The 21,229-nt window shown below is 53.1% G+C and carries 20 protein-coding genes; 18 read left to right on the top strand and 2 right to left on the bottom strand.

The genetic code is table 11. The features are described from left to right. The first annotated feature begins 95 nt into the window (after positions 1-95). The 3 genes from BST95_RS00475 (at position 96) to BST95_RS00465 (ending at position 4,015) form a co-directional block, all read left to right on the top strand. Positions 96-2,462 carry a C25 family cysteine peptidase gene (locus tag BST95_RS00475; RefSeq protein ID WP_169843806.1) on the top strand — a complete coding sequence of 789 codons (2,367 nt, stop codon included), beginning with the start codon at positions 96-98 and terminating at the stop codon, positions 2,460-2,462. A gap of 237 nt (positions 2,463-2,699) precedes the next feature. After that, positions 2,700-2,966 (top strand): PqqD family peptide modification chaperone, encoded by a 267-nt coding sequence (locus BST95_RS00470; protein ID WP_169843805.1) that lies wholly within the window; start codon positions 2,700-2,702, stop codon positions 2,964-2,966. Beyond that, positions 2,963-4,015, top strand: a complete 1,053-nt coding sequence (locus tag BST95_RS00465; RefSeq protein WP_066059432.1) for a radical SAM/SPASM domain-containing protein — start codon at positions 2,963-2,965, stop codon at positions 4,013-4,015. The genes BST95_RS00470 and BST95_RS00465 overlap by 4 nt, the downstream gene beginning before the upstream one ends. A gap of 7 nt (positions 4,016-4,022) precedes the next feature. Here BST95_RS00465 and BST95_RS00460 read toward each other — a convergent pair whose 3' ends face one another. Next, complete coding sequence (locus BST95_RS00460; RefSeq protein WP_084197711.1) at positions 4,023-5,672, bottom strand: ABC transporter ATP-binding protein; 1,650 nt, start codon at positions 5,670-5,672, stop codon at positions 4,023-4,025. A 77-nt stretch (positions 5,673-5,749) separates the two neighbouring features. Here BST95_RS00460 and BST95_RS00455 point away from each other — a divergent pair, with 77 nt between their 5' ends. From BST95_RS00455 to BST95_RS00430, 5 genes are all read left to right on the top strand, one after another. Beyond that, complete coding sequence (locus tag BST95_RS00455; RefSeq protein WP_146004255.1) at positions 5,750-6,196, top strand: hypothetical protein; 447 nt, start codon at positions 5,750-5,752, stop codon at positions 6,194-6,196. A 146-nt stretch (positions 6,197-6,342) separates the two neighbouring features. Further along, complete coding sequence (locus tag BST95_RS00450) at positions 6,343-7,608, top strand: O-antigen ligase family protein (protein WP_169843804.1); 1,266 nt, start codon at positions 6,343-6,345, stop codon at positions 7,606-7,608. A 98-nt stretch (positions 7,609-7,706) separates the two neighbouring features. Then, complete coding sequence (locus BST95_RS00445; protein WP_084197709.1) at positions 7,707-8,957, top strand: outer membrane beta-barrel protein; 1,251 nt, start codon at positions 7,707-7,709, stop codon at positions 8,955-8,957. Positions 8,958-9,381: 424 nt separating this feature from the next. Next, positions 9,382-9,909, top strand: a complete 528-nt coding sequence (locus BST95_RS00435) for a polysaccharide biosynthesis/export family protein (RefSeq protein ID WP_066059445.1) — start codon at positions 9,382-9,384, stop codon at positions 9,907-9,909. After that, positions 9,909-12,152: a GumC family protein gene (locus BST95_RS00430; protein ID WP_084197708.1), complete on the top strand. Its 2,244-nt coding sequence runs from the start codon at positions 9,909-9,911 to the stop codon at positions 12,150-12,152. Before BST95_RS00435 ends, BST95_RS00430 begins: the two co-directional genes overlap by 1 nt. A gap of 5 nt (positions 12,153-12,157) precedes the next feature. On the opposite strand, the gene BST95_RS19485 is transcribed toward BST95_RS00430, so the two are convergent. Then, positions 12,158-12,304, bottom strand: a complete 147-nt coding sequence (locus BST95_RS19485; protein ID WP_157114431.1) for a hypothetical protein — start codon at positions 12,302-12,304, stop codon at positions 12,158-12,160. Between the two features lie 144 nt (positions 12,305-12,448). Here BST95_RS19485 and BST95_RS20790 point away from each other — a divergent pair, with 144 nt between their 5' ends. The 10 genes from BST95_RS20790 to BST95_RS00380 all read left to right on the top strand — a co-directional run bounded on the left by BST95_RS20790 (position 12,449) and on the right by BST95_RS00380 (position 20,611). After that, positions 12,449-12,844 (top strand): acyltransferase, encoded by a 396-nt coding sequence (locus BST95_RS20790; protein WP_084197707.1) that lies wholly within the window; start codon positions 12,449-12,451, stop codon positions 12,842-12,844. A gap of 13 nt (positions 12,845-12,857) precedes the next feature. After that, on the top strand, positions 12,858-13,562 hold the full coding sequence (locus BST95_RS00420) for a glycosyltransferase (RefSeq protein ID WP_084197706.1): 705 nt from the start codon (positions 12,858-12,860) through the stop codon (positions 13,560-13,562). 35 nt (positions 13,563-13,597) lie between these two features. Beyond that, entirely contained in the window at positions 13,598-13,984 is a 387-nt protein-coding gene (locus BST95_RS00415; protein ID WP_240500238.1) for a glycosyltransferase, read from the top strand. Positions 13,985-14,002: 18 nt separating this feature from the next. Further along, entirely contained in the window at positions 14,003-14,842 is an 840-nt protein-coding gene (locus BST95_RS00410; RefSeq protein WP_084197704.1) for a glycosyltransferase, read from the top strand. A 134-nt stretch (positions 14,843-14,976) separates the two neighbouring features. Beyond that, the gene (locus BST95_RS00405) at positions 14,977-15,216 is read left to right on the top strand and encodes a glycosyltransferase (RefSeq protein ID WP_084197703.1); all 240 of its coding nucleotides are present in this window, start codon (positions 14,977-14,979) and stop codon (positions 15,214-15,216) included. Positions 15,217-15,351: 135 nt separating this feature from the next. After that, entirely contained in the window at positions 15,352-16,350 is a 999-nt protein-coding gene (locus BST95_RS00400) for a glycosyltransferase (RefSeq protein ID WP_180962054.1), read from the top strand. Positions 16,351-16,353: 3 nt separating this feature from the next. Beyond that, positions 16,354-17,406, top strand: coding sequence for an EpsG family protein (locus tag BST95_RS00395; RefSeq protein WP_084197701.1), 1,053 nt, complete (start codon positions 16,354-16,356; stop codon positions 17,404-17,406). Between the two features lie 50 nt (positions 17,407-17,456). Further along, positions 17,457-18,644: a carboxylate--amine ligase gene (locus tag BST95_RS00390; protein WP_084197700.1), complete on the top strand. Its 1,188-nt coding sequence runs from the start codon at positions 17,457-17,459 to the stop codon at positions 18,642-18,644. Next, complete coding sequence (locus BST95_RS00385; protein WP_169843802.1) at positions 18,641-19,483, top strand: carbohydrate deacetylase; 843 nt, start codon at positions 18,641-18,643, stop codon at positions 19,481-19,483. Before BST95_RS00390 ends, BST95_RS00385 begins: the two co-directional genes overlap by 4 nt. A gap of 15 nt (positions 19,484-19,498) precedes the next feature. Then, positions 19,499-20,611, top strand: a complete 1,113-nt coding sequence (locus BST95_RS00380; protein WP_229801908.1) for a glycosyltransferase family 4 protein — start codon at positions 19,499-19,501, stop codon at positions 20,609-20,611. Positions 20,612-21,229: the final 618 nt, after the last annotated feature.

Here is a 21,229-nt window from a genome sequence, read left to right as displayed (position 1 = left end):
TACAGGGAAGGTGATAGGGACGATAATTGGGGGTCAAGATCGCTTTGGCTGTCCGGATGACAGCGTGCGATCTATCAAATCGATGGGAGAGGTTAATGCCACTATCAGGCAAGTACAATGCAGCGAGAGCTGGCATCGGCGCAGCGGCGCTGGCGCTCGGCCTGATTGCCGCCAGTGCCGGTACACAGGCAGCACCGCGTAGCAGCGAGCAGGCAACGTGGGGCGAGTGGCAGGCTATTAGCGGCGGCTTTGTAGGGCGTCGTCGCGAGCCCCACGGCATGGGAGTGAGCCGCGCTGAGCGACAAGCGCTGCCATCGCCCGCAAAACTATCACGCAATAGTTTCCGCGGTAGCGATCTTGCTGCTGTCTCGGCCAAAGAGTCTGTGCCGCCCTCGGGACATGTTTGGCTATATACCCAGGGTGACGGGGTCCAAAGCGTTTCGATTGCCGAGCTTGCACTGAAGATGGGCAAATCCGAGGCAAGCATCCGTGATCGAGCAGACCAGGGCAGACTCGTGCTGCGTAATGCCCGCAAAGGTGTGGCCTGGTACTACGACGCCGCGGGCGATTCGATTCAATTTGTTGCAGAGACATACGATACATTCTTCACGAGCGAAAATGCCTATCACCTGAAATTCGGTGGTGGCAAGCGTGCGCTGAGAATGGCCGTCGCCGTGGGTGAGGGCCCCGCAGAAACTGCTCTGACTGCCTTCCCAGAGACCCTGTTGTTCGAAGAAGAGCCGGACATGGTGTACATCCCATGGGCAGTTGCCGAGGAGCCCGAGGCAGACTTTTGGTTCTGGGATGTGTTGAGCACCGGTTTTCCCGACTTTATTACCCGTGAATTTACATTCGATGCCCCCGATCCCGATGTATCTGGTAATGCGAACCTGCGGGTGCGCCTTCGTGGAGCCAGCGAATTACAGACGGGCGACGACCATTATGTGACGGTAGCGCTGAACGGTGTCGATGTGGCAGCGCAAAGTTTCGATGGCTTTCAGGAAGTGGTCATCAGCGCGGCAGCTGTGCAGGACTATCTTATGATGGATGGCACCAATACGGTAGCGCTGACAATTTCAGGTATTCCAGATGGCGGAAGCCGGGTTTATGTTGATGACATTGAACTCGACTACCAGCGCCAACCTGTTGCAAAAGACGGTTTTTTACGCGTGCACAATGCCGTGGGAGGCCTCCAGTCGGTCTCTGGCTTTTCTAGCGATCAGATCAGTGTGTATGAAGTGGCCGATGGTGGTTCATCCGTGCGGCAGGACGTTGCAGTGGTGGACGGCGGCACCGATGGTTTTATCGCTTCTTTCGACGCACTCGCTGGCGCAGACTATGTGGTGATGCAACAGGGTACAGCTGCACTTCCTGAAGTCGCGATTGATGAGCGGTCCTCTCTGCAGAAGCGTTCCAATGGCTCTGATTACCTGATCATCGCGCCTCGCTCGCTTACCGAGTTTGCTGAGGAATTGGCAAGCTATCGCCGTCAGATGTTTGGCGCGGTCAAGATTGTATGGCTGGAAGACATCTACGACCAATACGCCCAGGGCCGCAAGGATCCGGCTGCAGTGACGTTATTTATGGAAAAAGTCCGCAAGCGCTGGAGTCAGGTGCCTTCCTACGTGGTGCTGTTGGGCAAGGGCAGCCTCGATTTGAAAGACCGGATGGGATACGGCGATGGCGTTCTCCCTGTGCGGTTCGTGTCAACTCCGTGGTCTATCGTGGCGTCTGATGACGCATTGCTCGGCAATGATGGCCGTAATGACCTGGCCATAGGTCGAATCGCGGTAACGACTAATGAAGATGGCTTGCTGTATCTGCAGAAAATGCAGGCCTATGAGGAAGATTTGCTTTACGGCAACTTCGCCTCGCATGACAAGGCGGTACTTTTTGCCGACAACGCTGATTCCGCTGGCGATTTCCCTGCCAATACCGTGGAGAAGGGCGCATACCTGGGCAACGAGGGCGGCTTCTTTACGGTTGAGCAGAACGTTCACGTGAGTGGCACCGCCGTGCGCACAGCGTTCAATGACCCTGAAACCTGGAATTCCGGCTATGTCTCTTATGATGGTCACGGTTCCACCCAGCAGCTGGGTAACTATTCAGAGAACTTCTTTAATGAAAGCGCAGCAGCGAGCCTCACAAATACTGGCCGCCCGATATTCTCTGCGCTTACCTGTTCCGCGGGCAACGACTGGTATCCTAATTACTTGTCGTTGGCATCGGCACTTGTGCTCAACCCCGATGGCGGCGCCATTGCTGCGCTGGCGCCTGCTGGAGCATCGCTTGATGCGGATGCGCATACGCTAGGCATGAGCCTGGCTGAAGGGCTTTTTGAGACCAATGAATCGATTGGCAACGCGGCAACGGCCGCCAAGGCGGCCAATGTAGGCGTGATTCGGGATTTCATGCCGCTGATTTATGACGTAAAGGGTGACCCTGCGCTGAATGCGCGGTAGTGTGGCTCATCAGCAAGGTTCAGGTGGGAGAGAATACGTGAGTACACAAAAGCACGACAATGATACTCGCAGTGGGGCTGGGCAGAAAGTGCGCAAAGCCTACCAGCCGCCAAAAGTGATTAGTATTGAACGCTTGGAGGCTGCCGCCTCGACCTGTGGGCCGCCGCCCAATCCCAACGGGCCAGGGAAGAGTGTGCCTCTACAATGTTCTACTCTCGGATCATAGCTGGGCCCTTTGTGTTTACTCTCTCCCCCCGCGCCAGGTACCGTGCGGTAGCTGGCGAAGGGGTTGTTATTCAGCTCGATCGCGACCAGATTGTCGTGGTAAATGAACTGGGCCTTGAATTACTCGAACAATTAAAGGCGGGCGCTACGATCGCTCAACTGGCCACCTCTGTCTCTGCAAATTACGAAGTGACGTTTTCCAGGGCGTCTGACGATATAGCGCATTTTATCGCTGAATTGCAGGCACAGGAGCTGGTGAGCCAACAGGCTGAGTCATGACAGCCGACCACTATAGCCGTGTTGTGCTCAGCCGTATTCGCGAGCAACGCCTTCTCCATGATGTCACCCTTGAGCTTACTTACGGCTGCAATCTGGATTGTTTCTACTGCTACAACGATAGAGACAAACCGGGCGAGGCCCTGAGCCTTGCGCAATACCGAACGCTGCTGCACGACCTCGCCGAGATGCAGACCATGTATCTCATGCTGACGGGTGGTGAGCCCATGCTACACCCGCACTTCTTCGCTATTGGTGCGCTAACACGCGAACTCGGTTTTGCGACGACGATACGCACCAACGGCCATTCCCTTGGCGCTCGAAATATCGAGCGCATGCGTGATGAGGTCGACCCCTACAAGGTTGAAGTGTCCCTCCACGGCGCCAATGCCGAAGTTCACGACCGCCAGACGCGGGTGGCGGGTAGTTTTGAGCGCCTGATGGCGAATGTCGCGCAGGCGGTATCTGCGGGGCTCCGGGTAGATATGGTGTGCACGCCAACGAAATGGAATCAGCATCAGATCTCGGAAATGTTTCTATTGTCTGATGCCCTTGGAGTGCGGTTGCGCTGCCAGGGGCCTGTTGCCCCTCGAGACAATGGTGATACTGCGCCACTGGAGCTGCAACCTTCCAGTGCCGTGTGGGATGTGGTGCGTGCTGAGCTCAGTTCTCGAAATCCTCTGCTGGAATCGGAACTTGAGGGGCGGCAGAGTCAGTCTTGCTCGGTCACCGCGACTTGTTCGGTTGGTGTTCAGGGAGTAGACATTGACCCCTATGGCAATGTGCAGGCATGTATTCACTTGCAACGTTCGGCCGGTAATTTGCATGAGCGTTCTATAAAAGATATCTGGACTGCCTCGCCATTGTTTGTCGAGGCACGTGATCGGGCCGAACAGGCGGCTCAGGGCTTTGCCGAGCGCCCGCCCGAACAATACGGTGCGCCGATATATTGCCTCGCGGTAGAAGAGAACGCAGAAAAGGGCTGCAACACTGATACGCCCTTTGATGAGCTGCCCAAAGGCGTAGAGCTTATCCGGCTGATCCCAAGCTGACGCAAGTTTACTTCAGGCGTATTACTCGATCGGCGAGTGCCAGCGTACTCTCGCGATGAGTGATGAGCAGTACTGTTTTGCCTGTCAGGGATTGGCCGCATTCGTGAATGAATGCTGTTTCACCTTCCTCGTCATACATTGACGTTGCCTCGTCCAGAATCAGAATCGCAGGGTTTTTCAACAATGTCCGTGCCAGCGCCAGCCGTTGCCTCTGGCCACCTGACAAGCGCACCCCCTGATCGCCGATCACGGTGTCGTAGCCATCTGGTAGCGCCCTAATAAAGTCGTCAGCCCGAGCGGAAATCGCTGCAGCCTCGATTTCAGCGTTACAGGCGCCAGGCTTGCCGTATGCAATATTTTCCCGCACAGGACCATTGATCAGCAGCACCCGTTGAGCGACTAACCCGATAGCATTGCGTACCGATTTTATGGTCGCTTCCCGCGTATCGACACCGCCGATTCGAATCACGCCAGCGTCCGGGTCGGCGAACCTCATTAGCAGGTGCACGAGGGTGGATTTCCCCGCCCCGTTGGGCCCGGTGATCGCCACAGTTTCGCCTGCATCAATATGTAAATTCAAGGCTTCCAGTACCTGTGAGCTCCCCGGATAGGCAAAGCTGACCTCACAGAAATCGATGCTCGCGCCTGTTGCCTGCAAGTTGGTTGCGCCGCTATCTTCTGGCTCTCGCTGCTCATTGAGAAAATCAACAATGCGCTCAGCTGCCCCCCTTGTTGCTTGAAGTTGGCCATACAGATTGGCCAGGCTTTGAAGCGGACCCATCATCAGCATCGCATAGAACATCAGCGACACCAGTTCAGGTGCTTCAAGTTGGCCTGCCTGAATTTGCTGGTAACCCAGCGCCAGTGCGCCGACCAAACCGGCGCTGCCGATCAGGTTCATCGTGGGCCCATACAGGGAGTCAATCCACAGGCGCTCCCGCGATACCGCCAGCAGGTGTTGCAGGCTCTCGCCAAAACGGCGGTTCTCCAATGGCTCCCGGTTAAATGCTTTGATGGCTGGGAGCATCCCCAGGTTTTCTTCCATTACCGAATAGCTCGCGCTATCGGCATCCACCAGGCGCCGAGACAGTGGCCGCATCCGGCGGCCCAGTATTTTCATGGCCAGCATGTAGCCGGGAAGAAACAGCATCGCGATACCGCCAAGCAGAGGGTTCAGCCACAACATCATTCCCATTGCAGCCAGCAAAGTCACCAGCGCCGGGAGCGCCTGCAACCCACTGCCTGTCACGAAGTGGCTGATGCGACTGGTATCGGCGTAGAGAATGGTGAGCACATCGCCTCGCCGCTGGCTGTGGTGGTAGCTCAGGGGCAGCACCTGCATGTGTTCGTAAAGACGCTGGCGCAGCTCATGGGTGAGCTCCATGCCGGTTTGCCCGATGATATAGCTAGACGCCGCGCTCAGCCCCGCTTTGACAGCGGCCACCAGCAACCAAAGCCCGACAATGGCCCATGGCCCAACAGCCGCTTCTTCAGGCTGCAGCAGGCCGCGAGTGAACACCCCTGCGAGCATTGGCGGCACGATCGAAGCTGCACTTACGCACAGCAGCAGAGCCAGTATCAGGATCAATCGATCGCGATGCGGGGTCAGATACGCCAGCACGGTGCGGAACTGGGTCACAGCTGTGTATTTTGTCATCCGTGTATATTACCCAATGGGTTCAGCTCTTTCCCCCTCAGCTGTTACAATTTGCCCAGACTCAGGTGGAGATGATTATGAGCAGGTTTTTCCTCACTATTTGCATGCCGCTGGTGTTCACTACGACCGCCTGGGCTGTTCCTATGGGCGACGCTGAGGCAGTCGCCGCTGTCATGCAGTTGGAACGCGACGGTCGTCCCGCATACGAGTTGGTCAATTTGCTAGTGGATGATGGCCGCAGTGTCGAGGATGCCACAGTGCTGGTAGTGCGCGTAGGCAATGAAACTACGCGGGCCGCGGCCACCTTGGCCGGCATGTGCCTTGCGGGGAGGCTGGAGGAATTTGCCGGTAGTGTAGGGAATGCCGTGTATGCCATCGCCCCCGAAGATGACGCGGTGGTGAATACGATCAGTACTTTCAGCTTCGAAAAGTGCGAAACATTCCTGAAGGGTTTGCCCTACCCTCAAGGGGTAGGAGCTCCTGAGCCCCGCGGCCCAGGCGTCCCCGTTAGCCCTTCTAGTTGAGCCCACAGCCCTCTCGATGGGAGGCAGGCCTGTTCGCCTGCCTGCTGTTAGTGCTGGTGTGGGCGCCGCTGCCGTTTGCGTCCAACCGTGTTTGGGGTGCAATGCTGCTCACCACACTCATAGCCCTTCTGTGTGCAGCCTGGGCTATGTTGTATCTAGCAGGTAGAACGCAACTCCAGCGGGATGTCTGGCGTATTGCTCGCTGGCCGCTGCTGGCTCTACTTGGTGTGCAGTGCTGGGTGTTATTGCAACTGTTGCCCTTGCCCAGATGGCTGCTTGGCCTGGTCAGCCCGCAGGCCGATGCCTGGTGGCTTACAGAAGGCCCAGCGTCCATATCGCTAGACCCCGAGGCCACTCGTCAATACCTGCTGAAAGGCCTGGCCGTTACCGGCGCATTCTTCCTGACAGTCGCCCTGGTAAACACGGCAGACAGGATGAAACTTCTCCTGCAGACCCTCGTTTTTTCCGGCACCGCTCAGGCTATCTATGGGTCCATGATGGTGCTGACGGGCCTGGAATACGGGTTTCTGATTGAAAAGTACGCGAGTCTCGGCTCCGCTAGCGGCACGTTTGTGAATCGCAATCACTATGCGGGCTATCTCGTGATGTGCCTTGCTGCGGGCATTGGGCTTCTCCTCTCGCAGCTCAGTACCCGTTCTTCCAATGGATGGCGCGATCGTATTCGCCGTTATCTGCAGCTGATGTTGAGCTCCAAAATGCGCCTGCGCATCTATCTGGCCCTAATGGTGATTGCCCTGGTACTGACGCGATCGAGAATGGGCAATGTGGCGTTCTTTACGGCGCTGGGAGTCACCGGCAGCATACTGCTCATCAGTCAGCGGCGGTTTAGTTGGCGCATCCCCGTCTTCCTGGGCAGCCTTTTGGTGGTGGATCTGCTCATCTTGGGGCAGTGGTTTGGCCTCGACAAAGTGGTAGAGCGACTCGAGCAGACCGCACCGGATACCGAGGCTCGTGTGGACTATTTCAAGCCAGGCCTGGACTACGTCAGCCACTTTCCAATGACCGGGTCTGGCGGCGGTTCTTTCTACGGTATCTTTCCCAATTTTCAGCCCCCGAACGTTGAGGGGTATCTGGACCACGCGCACAATGATTATGTCGAGTTTGCTGCTGAGCTAGGGGTGCCAGTGCTACTGGTGCTGGGTGCGCTGGTGTTGGCCGCGGCTTGGCAGAGCTGGCTAGTCTTGAGGATGCGCCATACTCGCCTTTACCAAGGTGCGGCATTTGCTGTGCTTATGACCATTGTCTGGCTGTTGTTGCACGCCGCTGTGGACTTCAACATGCAGATTCCGGCGAATGCTGTCACCTTCGCGGCCATTCTGTCTCTTGCGTGGATCGCGCGTGGCCTGCCCGCTGTGGGGGAACCGTGTCACAAAGTCACAGATTTGTCCTAGCTGCGGAGGTATAGTTTGATTAGTATGGGCAACTGCGCCGAAGTCCATATAAATCGTCGCGAAATGCTGCAAAGTGACCGGATGTCTTTCCCGTTTAAATGACAATTAAGAACTCTGCCAGGGATAAAGGCATATCTGATCGCCAGGATGGGCGTTTGCGCCGCGGGATTATTGCCCTGGGGCTGGCGTGCGCGTGTGCGCCGGTAGCTGCCCTGCAGCCAGCGAATATTCCTCTCGGCCCGCTTAAAATTGAGCCCACGCTGCTCTTTGATGCCGCCTGGGTGGACAACCTTTACCGCAGCGCGGATGACGAAATCGAATCCTGGGTTTTCTACACCCAGCCCACGCTCGATGTATGGCTAGACAATGGGCCTAGCAAATACATCTTCCATTACGAGCTGCAGGACAGGCGATATTCCGGTACACCTAGCGGTGAAGATGATGACTTCACCGGTCATCTTTTTCGCGGTGATATCCACCAGCGTTTTAATGTGCGCAATGAGCTGAACCTTTACGCCGAACACCACAGGGCAGCGGAGGAGCGCGGCACTGGCCTCACCGAAGGCGATGATGTCGGTCGCTTAACCAGCGAACCGTTGGAGTATGACCGTGATAGCCTGGGAGGCACCTATATTTATGGTAGCCAGACCGGCCAGGGACGCCTGGAGGCTACCGCCGAATACTGGGAGATGGATTACCGCAATTTTGAAAGCTACACGCAAAATTTCGACTACGATGCGACTCATTATCAAGGTGAATTCTTCTGGGGTGTGGCCCCCAAAACGGCCTTGGTCCTGGATGCCTCTTACTTGCAAACCAAATACGCTGAAGATCGGGCTGACATGTCCTCGCTGGATGCGCAGGAGCTCCGTGTGCTGGTTGGCGTAGAATGGGAGGCCAGCGGTCGTACTCGAGGTGCTGTCAAAGTGGGTGGGTATGAGCGAGACTTTGACGACAGCGAACGAGACAAGTCCACTGGTTTTTCATGGGAAGTCGATGTGACCTACCGTTTGAGAACGCACTCTAATTTCGATTTTGGCGCAGCGCAGATCTCCCGCGAGACCAATGGCCAGGGAGACTTCATTGACTCCAAGGAATACACTTTTGATTGGCTGTATATGTTTAAGCGAGGCTATCGCTCTAACTTGGCTATCATGCGGGCGGAAGATGATTACAAGGGCACGGACCGTGAGGATGTGCGCCTGAATGTCGAGCTCAGTTTAACCAAGGCATTTCGCCGCTGGCTGGAAGCAGGTATCGGCTGGCGCTATGAGGACCGCGATTCCGACGAGGCGCAGTTCAAGTATGAGCGCAATGAGTTCTTTATAGATCTGAAGCTGAGCCTGTAATGGTTGCAAGGGCTGCTGTCGTTAGCCTGTTGGTAGTAGCCTGTGGTACAGCTTTCAGTGCTGCAACAAGAATCCCTGCAGACTTCAAGTATACAAATCTCTCCACTGAAGTGAGCTTCTGGGGTCACAACGATTACAGGCCAACCCCCGACACGCGCGAAGCGACCGCAGCTGGCATCGCTAACCTGGTGAACCAGTATCCCCAGAACGCCGACTACCATGTCTTGGCGGCGCGCACCTATGAGTGGCTCGCGTATTTCACCTTCAACCCAGAAGCTGCAGTAGGGTACCGCCAACAATCCAAAAACTACCAGGAACTAGCTATAAAGCTCCGCCCCGCTCATAGTTATTCCCGTGAAGTCGGTGGTCCGAGATTTCGGAATCCAGTAAACTGACGTCAGAATTCGCCAGTAGCTATCCAATAATGCAGTACGTCACAAAACTACTAACAACACTGTTACTAGTATGGGTCGGTACCATACAAGCCCAAGACGCATATACTCTGTCCGCCGGTGACACTATCCGAATCCACGTCTATGGCGAGCAAGACCTGACCTTCGAGGATCTCCTGGTCGGCCAAAACGGCCGTATCACTTACCCATTCCTCGGTGAGATGAAGGTCAGCGGCCAAACCGCTTCTGAAGTGCAGCAGCGTCTGGTCACCGGGCTGAAGCCCGATTATCTAGTAGACCCTAGAATCTCGGTGAGTGTGGTGAGTTACCGTCCCTTTTTCGTTAATGGCGAAGTTAATGCCCCAGGGGGGGTAGACTTTCAGCCCGGCCTCACGCTCCGCAAAGCCGTTGCACTTGCAGGTGGCTTTACAGAACGAGCCAATAAAAAACAGTTTGTACTCATTGCTGAAAGTGACCCAGAGCGCAAGGAACAGAAGGTAGGCTTGGATTATCGGATAGAGCCAGGCGACATCATTACTGTTCAGAGCACATTTTTCTGATGAATCAGCGTTCTAGTCTTGGCTCAGAGGAACTGGCCCGGCAGCAAGCCCAGGTTGCAGTGATCCAAACCTCGCCTGAGACATCTGAAGACGACCTGATTGATCTCAAGAAAGTATGGAGAGCGGTATTCCGCTACAAATGGGGAATTGTCGGGCTCTCGATACTTTTCGGTTTGATAACGGCAATGTATGTTTCCACGATCGAGCCCGTTTACCGGGCCTCTGCGACGTTGCTGCTCGAGAGTCGCGAAGCGAATCTGGTTGGCGTTGAGGATATATATTCAAGCAGCTATCGCGCATACGATTACTACACGACACAGTTCGAGATACTGAAGAGCCGGAGTATCGCTGAACGTGTAGTCAGGAATCTTGAATTGCACAAGCGTCCCGAATTTCAACCCGGGGAGAAAAAGCAATCTGGTTTCTCTTTGCAGTCATTGCTTCCCGCACGTGAGCAGTCGCCGCCGGTTCAGCTGAGTCCTGCAGAGCGCGAGAAGCGCTTGATCGATCAACTTACAGGCTATGTGGCCGGTGGTCTTGTTGTGGAGCAAGTCGATTACACCCATATGGCGCATCTGAGCTTTAACTCCACCAGCCCCCGGTTGGCAGCAGATATCGTTAATGCCATGGCTGAAGAGTTTATCGCGGCTAATCTTGAGGCCCGTGTCGAGGGAACACTGCAAGCCACAGGGTGGCTTTCTGAGCGCTTGAGCGTATTGAAGAAGAACCTCCGAGACTCGGAACAAGCGTTACATGACTTCAGGCAGATGGAGGGTCTGGTCCACATTGATGGTGAGACCAACCTCGGTGGCAATGAGTTGGCCGGACTGTCTCAGCGCTTGGAAGATGCCCGAAGGTCGAGAATTGAAGCGCAGAACATCAAAGCGGATATTCAAAACATGCCCGGTGCAAGCACCGAAGAGTTGATGGCCTTGCCAGCGGTGTTAAAGCATCCGCTGATTGGAGGCCTGAAGCGAAGCCAGAGTGAGGCAGAGCGCCGTGTAGCCGAGCTGAGCATGCGGTACGGCCCCAAACACCCGGTAATGATTTCTGCTAGATCAGACCTTCAGGTTGCAACCGAGGACTTGCGTCGAGAGGTGCGGAAGGTTATTTCGGGTATCAGCCTAGAGTATGAAATAGCGCTGCGGAACGAGCAGCAATTGCAAGTCAATTGGGAGTCCCGGAAGAAAGAGCTTCAGGAGTTCAATCGCGTCGAGTTCGACCTCCAGGAATTGGAGCGCGATGTTGAGACAAATCGTCAGCTATATGATCTCTTCTTCACCCGGATCCGCGGGGTCAGCGAGGGTGGTGGATTTGAAAAACCTCATGCGCGTATAGTTGATCGAGCGAGAGTACCAGCGAGTCCTCACAGCCCTAATGTAAAACGCGCCGCGGTTATTGCGGCAGTTTTGGGCCTAGTGTTGGGTGCGGCAGTCGCGGCGGTCATAGAGCTTATCGACTACACGATTAAGCAGCCCGATGATGTCCAGAATGAGCTTGGCGTGCCTCTATTGGGCACTCTGCCGCTCGAAAAGACCAAGGGAGAAAGCACATTCCCTGCCTATTGGCACGAGCCTCAGGGCCGCTACGCGGAGGCCATACGTACGATACGAACCGGTGTGTTGCTGTCCGAGCTTGATGAGCCGGAGAAAATTATTCTCGTAACCTCAACAGTGCCGGGCGAAGGTAAGTCGACGCTCGTTTTGAACCTGGGGGCGGCACTTGCCCAGATGGAGCGCATATTGATCATCGGTGCCGACCTCCGCAGGCCCAGTCTTGCCCAGAAATGCGGCCTGGAGCCCGGGCATCTTGGGCTGAGCCACTATGTCTCGGGTACGGCAGAACTGGAAGAGTGCATTTCAGAACTTGAAGACTCTGGTATCTGGGCTATGCCCGCTGGGGTTATTCCGCCCAATCCACTGGAAATGATCAGTTCAAAGAAGTTTGAAAACGCCTTGTCTTCACTAAAAGGGCAATTCGACAGAATTTTGATTGATTCAGCGCCTGTACAGGCGGTGAGTGATGCGCTGGTGCTCGCAGCGTATGCCGACGCTGTGGTGTATGTTGTGAAGGCAGGTTCCACCCACGCCGGGGCCATCAAGAAAGGCATTGGTGGGTTGCTAACTGTCAATAAGTCTTTAAATGGCGTCGTCTTGAATCAATTTGACAGCCGGCGTGCTGACCAATACTTCGCTAACGGCGGGTACTATCAGTATGGTGGTTACTCTCAGGAGCAGGCGTGAAAGGTTTATCCGTTGGTGCTCCAGGCGACCATGGAGCCGTGAAGTGAGGGTTGTTCCAAAATTCCCGAGGTCTCAAGCAGCGGTGCAACGACGCCGTGGCTGTAAGTCAGTGAAGTGACAATACTGCGAGCTTTGCTCAGAAGGGTGTTCAAACTGGCGGATTCTTTCCGCGGAGCCTGTGCGCTTCTGAAATTAAAACTCATATACCCGAGGTCAAGATTCCCTTCAGATATGCGTTTAGCTTCTGGTGCACGCGTACAAGTTACTGACGGAGGTCACGCGGAAATCGGCGCGGGATGTTCGATAGATCGATTCGCTACCATTGTGTCAAGGAGGGCGAATTGGTAATAGGGAGCCATACGCATGTTGGTGCGGGTACACACGTCTGCGCCAGACAAAGCGTGCTCATCGGTGACAACGTGCTCATTGTAGAGCATGTCACGATTCGGGATCAGGACCATATATTCGGCCCCGGATTGGTAACAGCGAGGTCGGGATTCGCGACAGCGCCCATAGTCATCGGAAACAATGTTTGGTGCGGAGCTAAAGTTACTGTTACCAAGGGTGTCTCCATAGGAGACAACGCCGTGATTGGTGCTAATTCTGTGGTGACGAAGGACATTCCTTCCGAAGTAGTGGCGGCGGGTAATCCTGCGGTGGTCATTCGTGAGATTACTTCTTCTAGCTCATGAGTCTTGAAGACTGATGAGGGTACTTCATGTCATCGACACGTTGGGCGTTGGAGGTGCTGAACGCCTTCTGGTAACTATTTTGCCTGAACTTGCCAAACGCGGGCACAGCTTCACAGTAGCAGTTATGAGGGCGCCCTACGAACTGCAAGTAGTGCTCGAAGAAGCTGGAGTTCCAGTGATCAGGCTTCCCGCCAGACATAAGTGGAATTTGTTCGCTAGTGCCAGGGATATAGCGACGTTGTGTGATGAGTTGGATGTGGACATATTGCACGCTCACCTTTATTTCCCCGCAATATGTTCATCGTTGGTGCGCTCTTTTCGACTTGCCAGGGTGCGCACAGTAACGACGTTCCACAACTTGGCGTACGCAGAGGGCGTTAACAAGGCCGGAGTCGGACTTTCACTGAAGAAGAAACTGGCATCTCTGATATATCCCGGCGGTATGGATCAATGTCTAGCGGTCAGTGGTGTCGTATCCTACCACTACTCTCAGGCGCTGGGTTTGGACGGCATTCGCGTGATTCACAATCCCATTGATCTCGCTATGGTCGATAGAGCGATTCGAATCGGCAGCGAACAAGGAGATGCACTGTTACACATTGTTTTGCCGGGCCGCTTGGTACATGAAAAGGGGCATCAAGTATTCCTTTCTGCGATCGCTACAATTGCGCAAGAGTTGCCTCCCTTTCGCATTAGCTTGGCGGGCGGGGGCCGTTAAAGGACGATATTGAAGAGAGAATCACCTCTTTGGGCTTGGGAGCACTTGTAACGGTAACTGGCAATCTGGATCATGCAGCTCTGCTAGAGTCGGTTCACAGTGCCAATATTGTAGTCGTTCCTTCACTGTCGGAAGGTTTCGGGCTTACGGCGCTGGAGGCGATGGCGCTGTCGAAACCGGTCGTTGCGTCAGATGTGGGCGGACTAAAGGAAGTAATAATAGATGGTGAGAGCGGAGTGCTGTTTCCTGCAGGAGATAGCGAAGAGTTAGCCTCGATCCTGCTGGAGCTTGTGAACAGCCCTGAACTGATGCAGCGGATTGGCCTTGCCGCCAGAGAGAGGGCTGAAGCTGCTTTTTCGCTGGGCATGATTGCCGATCAGTATATCGATGTTTATCAAGAGCAATTGCAGCATGCACAGTGAAATGTGCAGCGAACCTGAATGGCAGAGATGAAACCAAGCGTACTGTATATATCCTACACAGGTATTTTGGATCCATTGGGCGAATCCCAGGTCCTTCAGTACGTTATTGGGCTGAGCAAAAAACATAAGATGGTGATCCTGACTTTTGAAAAGCCGGAGGCCCTGAAAGATGAGCAGAAGCTATCTGAATTAAAGCGGACTTGTAGTGATGCCGGGGTGGAATGGCACTACCGTCATTATCATCGCCGCCCAAACCTACCGGCCACGTTCTACGATCTTCTCGTGGGAATATTTGCAGGAACGCAACTGGCCAGACGACATGAAATTTACGTTGTGCATTGCCGCAGTTATCTTGCCGGCCTTATGGGGCTGGCAGTTAAGAGGCTGACCGGTACACGTCACATTTTTGATATGCGCGGGTTCTGGCCTGATGAGAGGGTGGATGGTGGCGTGTGGACGAAAGCGTCCCTGCGCTACCGTTTGTTCAAAAGGCTGGAGAGGACCCTGCTGCTGGGCACCGACTATGTGGTTTCACTCACTCGCTCGGGTGTAACGGAGCTTACCAAGTTTGACTATCTTAAAGATCGAGATTTCAAGGTTTCAGTCATTCCGACCTGCACCAATTTGCAACTTTTTTCGCCAGTAGAAGAAACCAGACCGGGTGCTGGAAGTGGCTTTGTGATGGGCTACGTGGGGTCCGCGGGTAGCTGGTATATGTTCGATCAGGTTGCCAAAGCGGTAAAGAGGCTGTTTGATCAGTTGCCAGATTCGCGATTTCTTGTGCTGAACAAAGGGGGCATACCGAGATTCTCAGGCACCTGGAATCTGAAGACGTTGATATCTCCAGAGTCGAGTTGAAATCGGTTCCTTATCAGGAGGTCTCGCAGCACATTGCGTGCATGACAGCTGGAATTTCTTTCATCAAGCCGGCCTGGTCGAAGCGAGCGTCATCTCCAACCAGGCTGGGAGAATTCCTGGCTTGTGGAAAGCCATTGCTGGCAAACGCTGGCGTGGGTGACGTTGAGTCAGATTTACTCAGCTCTGGAACGGGGGTTGTCATCAAGGAGTTTTCAGACGAGGAATTGTCTGCGGCTCTGGCATCTATCGTTGAACTTGCGAGTGACCCTGAACTAGGTGTCAGGTGCAGGGAAACTGCAGAGCGGCAATTTTCTCTGCAATCCGGTGTGGAAGGATACTCCTCAATCTACCTGCGTCTTGAGGATGAACGGTAGTTCTATGGTCTTCCTGTTATGAGAGTATTGTTTCTGACTCGATACCCCGTCGAGGGAGCGAGCAGTCGCTATCGAGTCTATCAGTACGTCCCTTATCTGGAAGAACTGGGTGTCAGCTGCGAAGTGCAGAGCTTCATGGACCGAAAAATGTACGATCTGAGTCTCGCGAAAGGCCGCACCGTACAGAAGATCTACCTAACTTTGCTTGCCATCGCGAAGCGAATCGCGGTCCTGACAAAGCACCGGCAGTACGACATCATATACATGCAGCGGGAACTGTTTCCCTTGGGCGGTGCAGTCGTAGAGCGTTACTTAAAGAAAAAAGGCGCCGTACTTTGCTTTGACTATGACGATGCTTTGTTCATCAAGAAACCCAGTCGATACAATTCCATTGCGACGTTTTTCCGCTCACCCACCAAGACACTAGATATTTTCAAGGTTGTGGATTGTGTGGTCGCTGGCAACAAGTGGCTCCAGGAATCGGCCCAGAAACACGGTGCTAGGCGCGCCGAAACCATTGAGGTTGCTGAAGATGTTTCACGCTACATCCTTCCCGAGGATCGAGCGTCCCGAGCTAAGGTTACCATCGGCTGGCTGGGCTCGCCTTCAACATCCAAGTACCTTTTCGAAATTGAAGGCGCGTTACGTAGAGTTGCCAGTGAGTTCAGTGATGTAGATTTTCTGATGGTTGGCGGGGGCGAGTTCGCCATGCCCGGCGTCCCATGGGTGCTGAGAGATTGGTCATTGAGCGGAGAGGTAGACGCCCTGGCGGAAATTGATATCGGTTTAATGCCACTGCCATCAGAGGACTGGGCGCTTGGCAAATCGGGCGGTAAGGCAAGAACCTACATGGCGGCCGGTGTTGTACCTATCTGTTCGGCCATTGGCTACAATAATGAGTTGGTAGTTCAAGGAGAAACAGGTTGCTTGTGTAGTAGCGAGGAGGAGTGGTACTCAACCATCGCTGAACTAGTGCAAAGCCCAGGCCAACGGGAAAAAATGTCGGCCTCAGCTAGAAATCACGTAATAGAGAACTTCTCAATTGAAGATAAAGCCAGCCAAATGAACCGCCTCTTTTCCGATCTTCTCCGCCGCGACGAAGAAGAGATCACCAAAGCTAAGGCGGCAGACTGAACCTTGTACACCTATATCTCCATCTATTTTTCTCTAGCTCTTATCGGTCTGATGAAGGGCTCTCGTCGACAGAACGTTCTGTTGTTATTTGCCCTTTTCTTCCTGTTTGTGGCGTTTGTAGGTTTCCGTTTCGAAACCGGATGTGACTACACAGGCTACTTTTTGCGGTGGAGTAACTTCGACGTAAACGCTGATTTTTGGTCCGGGCTAAATGAGCCGGGATTCTTCCTTCTGACCAAGACTGTCAAGTCTCTCGGGTTGGACTACGTCTGGCTAAACGTGATCTGTGCAGCAATCTTCTTCTATTTCGCGGTTAGTTTTTCATACAGGCACCCTCGGCCTTTGCTCCTGCTGGCCATAATGTTTCCTCTCCTTGTCATTCAGTTGTCAATGTCAGGGGTAAGACAAGCCTTGGCAGTGGCGTTGCTAATGGGCGCTTTTGGTGCTTTTTTCGACGGCTCACGCATCAAGGTGGCGGCATACGTGTTGCTCGCGTCTACGTTTCATCAGTCTGCGGTCATCTTCCTCCCTTTGGCATTAATGGTAGGCAGAACTGTTTCCTACTGGAGGATGATACTGGCAATGCTTCTCTTGATGCCGGTGGCACTTTATCTCTTGTCTGATCGTCTGGATGTTTATCAGGCTAGATACTTTGAGGAGACCTATGGCGAGATGGAGTCAGCTGGCGCACTTCTTCGGCTTGGATTGATCATTATTATTTCCCTGCTGTTCTTCAACTATAGGAAACGCATGCGAAAGTACTTTCCTAAGGAATACAGCCTCATGGAAATTGTGGCGTTGGCATCTCTATTCCTTGTCCCAATTGCCTTTGTCAACACCGTGGTCGTCCACAGGTTGATTTATTACGTCGCACCGATGCAGTTATTTACTTTTGCAGCCTTGCCATACGCTATGAGCGTACACTTTGGTGGTAGACGTTTCAGCGAGCTTATTCCGGCAGGCGTTTTTCTGTTGTATGTCGTTGTCTGGTTTTCATTGTCAAGTCACGCACGAACTTGCTATGTACCATATGACTCCTTTTTGTTCTATTGGTAACGGCTGAGTTCGTGAACTAGTGTAGTGCTCTGTATAAATATGGATTGGCAATGAAAGGTTCTCTACCGCACGGCGTCGTCTTAGGTATGTCTCCTACAGGTTTGTACGTCCTTAGGGAACTGGGCGGTTTTGGTGTAGATGTAATTGGCGTCGACAAGGAATTCGCCTGTGCATCATGGTCGAGATTCATCAGAGCTGCCGGTAAGTGTTGGATAGAATCGTCAAGGGATCGGTTGGTTTCAAAGTTGATCGACTTTGCCAAGTCTGTCGAGGAGAAGCCGGTATTGATTCCTACCAGTGATTACTACATTGAATTTTTAATCGAGAACTTCGAGTTGCTAAGCGAAGAGTTTCTAGTAAGCACGGGATACAAGCGGGCGGCTTTGGCCCTACTTGACAAGACTCTTTTCTCAGAGCTGTGCGTTGGGGCCAATATTGAGGCGCCGAGGATTTGGCGGCTGTCCAAAGATTCAGATGTGTCAGCGTTTGAGAGCGAGATCAAGTACCCATGTATTCTCAAGCCGGTGTTCATTCATCTGGCGAAGCCTTTTCTGCGCGGCGAAAAACTTCTTGTCGTGAATAGCATTACCGAAACTCGTGAGCTGATGAGTAAGTTTCCCAGTGAGTCTGGCGATTGGTTCTTACAAGAACTGGTGCCAGGCGAAGAATCACGGATAACACTTTTGGCAGGTATAGCCACGGATGATGGAGACCTTTCCGAGTACTTTACCGCCCGGAAGCTGCGTCAGTATCCACCGGGGTTTGGCTCTGCGTCTTTGGTAGAAAGTGAGGAGTGTGAGGAAACTGCAAGGCTTTCGAAACGGCTGGTTCGCGCTGCTGGATATTCCGGAATCTTTGGTGCAGAGTTCAAACGAGATCCAAGAGATGGCCGACTGAAAGCCATCGAAATCAATCCACGACCAACTCTGTGGTTTCAGATCAGCCACGATGCAGGTAAGCGCATAGTACAGAAGTTGGTTGAGGAACTTGTAGGGGTTGACTCTAATGCAGGTGAGGTTCAACGTAATGGTGTCGTCTGGCGCTACTTGCTCAAAGATATGTACTCCAAGATTTTCTACATGCTAGTGCCTCGAAGGTTCGCGTTACCTCCCCCGGATGTGAGCAGCACCCGTAGAGTCGCCGGACGTTCCTGGCCAGTTTTTTCGCTCGACGACCCATTGCCCGTCTTTGCCGAGTTCCTGGTCTCTATTCGAAAATTCGTCGGAAGAATAGTTTGAGCGAACTGATCATTAATGCAGATGACTTTGGGCTGTGCGATGGTGTAAACGACGCAATTGTTGAGCTGTTTGAGCTGGGAGTGCTGACCAGCACAACGCTAATGGTCAACGCGGATTCTACCTTGAGCGCTGTCACTATCGCGGAGAAGAATCCGAATCTTGGTGTGGGATTGCATTTTAACCTGACGCTGGGGAAGGCTGTTGCACCTGCAAATGAGTTAGATGGTCTAGTTGATAGTGATGGGTATTTCTATCCAAGATCTAAGCTCTTGAAGAGGTTGGCGGCGAGGAGTGTGCAAGCGGAGCAAATAAGTCTTGAACTAGAGTCGCAGTATCAACGCATGCTGAGCTTTGGCTTGAAGCCCACGCACATCGACAGTCATCAGCACCTTCATGTTTATCCACTTGTGTTTGATGTTCTCGCTAACTTCTGTGCCTCGAAGTATCTGCCAATCAGGATGCCCTGGGTTGCGCACAGTCCGAGCAACCGATTGTCGCTCCCGAAGCGCGCCAAACGTGGAATCCTCTCTTCCGCAAACAGCTGGAATGCGCGGCGCTGGGATGGCAAGCTCAAGTGGAATGACGCTCTGTGCAGTGTCTTTGATATTGCTAGAAGGCCTTCGTTGGTGACTGTAGGAGATTATGCAGCGCTGATAGGCGAGCAGCCTGGTGGAGTCGTTGAACTGATGGTGCATCCGGCTACCAATCTGCAGGATATAGGATCACTAACCCGAATTGGTGAAGTAAGTCTTCAGGAATGGACCGTAATGCGAACGCCAGAATTCAGGCGCATGCTGGTGGATAGTGGTTTAAGACTTCGCAGCTTTAGAGGTTTGTGAATACTCGTGAAAGTCATGCTTTTTGCCAATACGGATTGGTACTTATATAACTTCAGATTATCGCTTGCAGCCGAGATCAAGCGACAGGGCTTCGATCTTGTCCTGGTTTCGCCGAATGGAGAGTATGGTCCTAAACTTCGTGAACTTGGCTACGAATGGATCGCTGCTCCGATGGATAGAACCAGCCTTAACCCGCTAAGAGAACTAGCGCTGCTTTGGTGGCTGAAGAGATTGATCCAGTTAGAAGGGGTGACTTTAATCCACGGTTTCACAATCAAGTGCGCAGTTTACGGATCACTAGCTGCAAGACTTGCCGGTGATGTCGCGCGAATCAATGCTGTTGCGGGATTGGGATATGTCTTTATTAGCAACGATATAAAAGCTCGCGTGCTAAGGCCTATGGTGCGCGGGATGATGCGGTTTGCACTCGGCGGGGATCGAGCGAGGTTGATTCTTCAGAATCCAGATGATGTGGATATGTTTGTGCGAACTCGCTTGGTGAGAGAGGAGATAATTCGCCTTATCCCTGGGTCAGGCGTTGACTGTGAGAGGTTCAAGCCCAATCAAAGATCTCGAACCAACAATCCACCTAGAGTTCTGCTTCCGGCCAGGTTGTTGTGGGACAAGGGCTTGGCTGAGTACGCGTCTGCTGCAAGGGAAATTATAGCCGACGGCTATCAAGCTGTATTCTTGCTCGCCGGTGAGCCTGATCCAGGTAATCCCGCTTCGGTCTCCAGAAGCGATATTGAGAAATGGGTAGGCGAGGGTATCCTGGAGTGGCTTGGTCACGTGGATGATATGCCTATGCTGTTTTGTTCTGTGGATGTGGTGGTACTGCCCAGCTACAGAGAAGGACTGCCAAAAGGGTTGATCGAAGCTTCTGCGTGTGGCTTACCGCTGGTCACGACAGATGTACCGGGCTGTCGGCATGTCGTCGAAAACGGAATTAACGGATATTTGGTGCAGCCTCAGAGCTCCCAGATGCTTGCTATTGCTATTAAAAATCTGCTCGATAATTCATCACTGAGGCAAAGGTTAGGGATTGCGGCACGTAGAAAAGCGTTGATGGAGTTTGATGAGAGGATCGTGCTAAGCGAGACAGTATCTACCTATGGCGAGGTGGCATGATTTGTGTGAGGTCAATTTAGATCTCCATTTTATTTGGATTGCGCGTCCTGAACGATAAATTATGGATAGCACTGTTTGCTCTCGGCAACGGTTTTTTCGTCTGGCTAGTTGCGTAAATTTGATTGCATTTCGAACTGCAGCGCCCGAGTGCGCGGCCGCATTGTGTGCAATCGAATGCCCTTCTAATCTGCAGAGTGTAGGTCTGCCAGCGTGAATTGATCAGACTGCTACCATCGACGAAGACTAATAATTCTGCTCCCGAAATTGCTGTTGGGAAAGAAGAGAGCTCTCTAGTATCTGTACTTAGAAATTTGGGCGAGCGTTGAGCGTAGCGGCAACGAAATCGGCGGTGTGTTCGATAGTCGCTAGGACTGTCTGCGAAGCCCCGCTTGGTTGAGCTAGAGGAAACGGGTTTGAGTGATTGGCTGAAAATAGGATGAACCTAGCTAGTTAGTCGAGCAGAGATATGATGAGAAATTGGTAGTCGAAGCTGCGATTGAAGTATTAGAGTCGATAGAAAAAGCGGTGTAGTACTCCCTTACTCTTAAAAGCAGAGACAATCATTTGTAGCGAGTGATATCTTTACTTACGCAAGTGTAGCTAATGTTTTGATATGCA

Source organism: Halioglobus japonicus, from assembly GCF_001983995.1.
Classification (GTDB): Bacteria; Pseudomonadota; Gammaproteobacteria; order Pseudomonadales; family Halieaceae; genus Halioglobus; species Halioglobus japonicus.
This window is presented reverse-complemented; position numbering and strand designations above follow the sequence as displayed.

Coding starts and splice junctions, on each gene's coding strand:
- BST95_RS00445 (WP_084197709.1), top strand. CDS start 7,707: ATGACAATTAAGAACTCTGCCAGGGATAAAGGCATATCTGATCGCCAG.
- BST95_RS00400 (WP_180962054.1), top strand. CDS start 15,352: ATGGACCGAAAAATGTACGATCTGAGTCTCGCGAAAGGCCGCACCGTA.
- BST95_RS00475 (WP_169843806.1), top strand. CDS start 96: ATGCCACTATCAGGCAAGTACAATGCAGCGAGAGCTGGCATCGGCGCA.
- BST95_RS00450 (WP_169843804.1), top strand. CDS start 6,343: ATGTTGTATCTAGCAGGTAGAACGCAACTCCAGCGGGATGTCTGGCGT.
- BST95_RS00420 (WP_084197706.1), top strand. CDS start 12,858: ATGAGGGTACTTCATGTCATCGACACGTTGGGCGTTGGAGGTGCTGAA.
- BST95_RS00430 (WP_084197708.1), top strand. CDS start 9,909: ATGAATCAGCGTTCTAGTCTTGGCTCAGAGGAACTGGCCCGGCAGCAA.
- BST95_RS00465 (WP_066059432.1), top strand. CDS start 2,963: ATGACAGCCGACCACTATAGCCGTGTTGTGCTCAGCCGTATTCGCGAG.
- BST95_RS00435 (WP_066059445.1), top strand. CDS start 9,382: ATGCAGTACGTCACAAAACTACTAACAACACTGTTACTAGTATGGGTC.
- BST95_RS00455 (WP_146004255.1), top strand. CDS start 5,750: ATGAGCAGGTTTTTCCTCACTATTTGCATGCCGCTGGTGTTCACTACG.
- BST95_RS00410 (WP_084197704.1), top strand. CDS start 14,003: ATGGCAGAGATGAAACCAAGCGTACTGTATATATCCTACACAGGTATT.
- BST95_RS00390 (WP_084197700.1), top strand. CDS start 17,457: ATGAAAGGTTCTCTACCGCACGGCGTCGTCTTAGGTATGTCTCCTACA.
- BST95_RS20790 (WP_084197707.1), top strand. CDS start 12,449: ATGTTCGATAGATCGATTCGCTACCATTGTGTCAAGGAGGGCGAATTG.
- BST95_RS00380 (WP_229801908.1), top strand. CDS start 19,499: ATGCTTTTTGCCAATACGGATTGGTACTTATATAACTTCAGATTATCG.
- BST95_RS00460 (WP_084197711.1), bottom strand. CDS start 5,672: ATGACAAAATACACAGCTGTGACCCAGTTCCGCACCGTGCTGGCGTAT.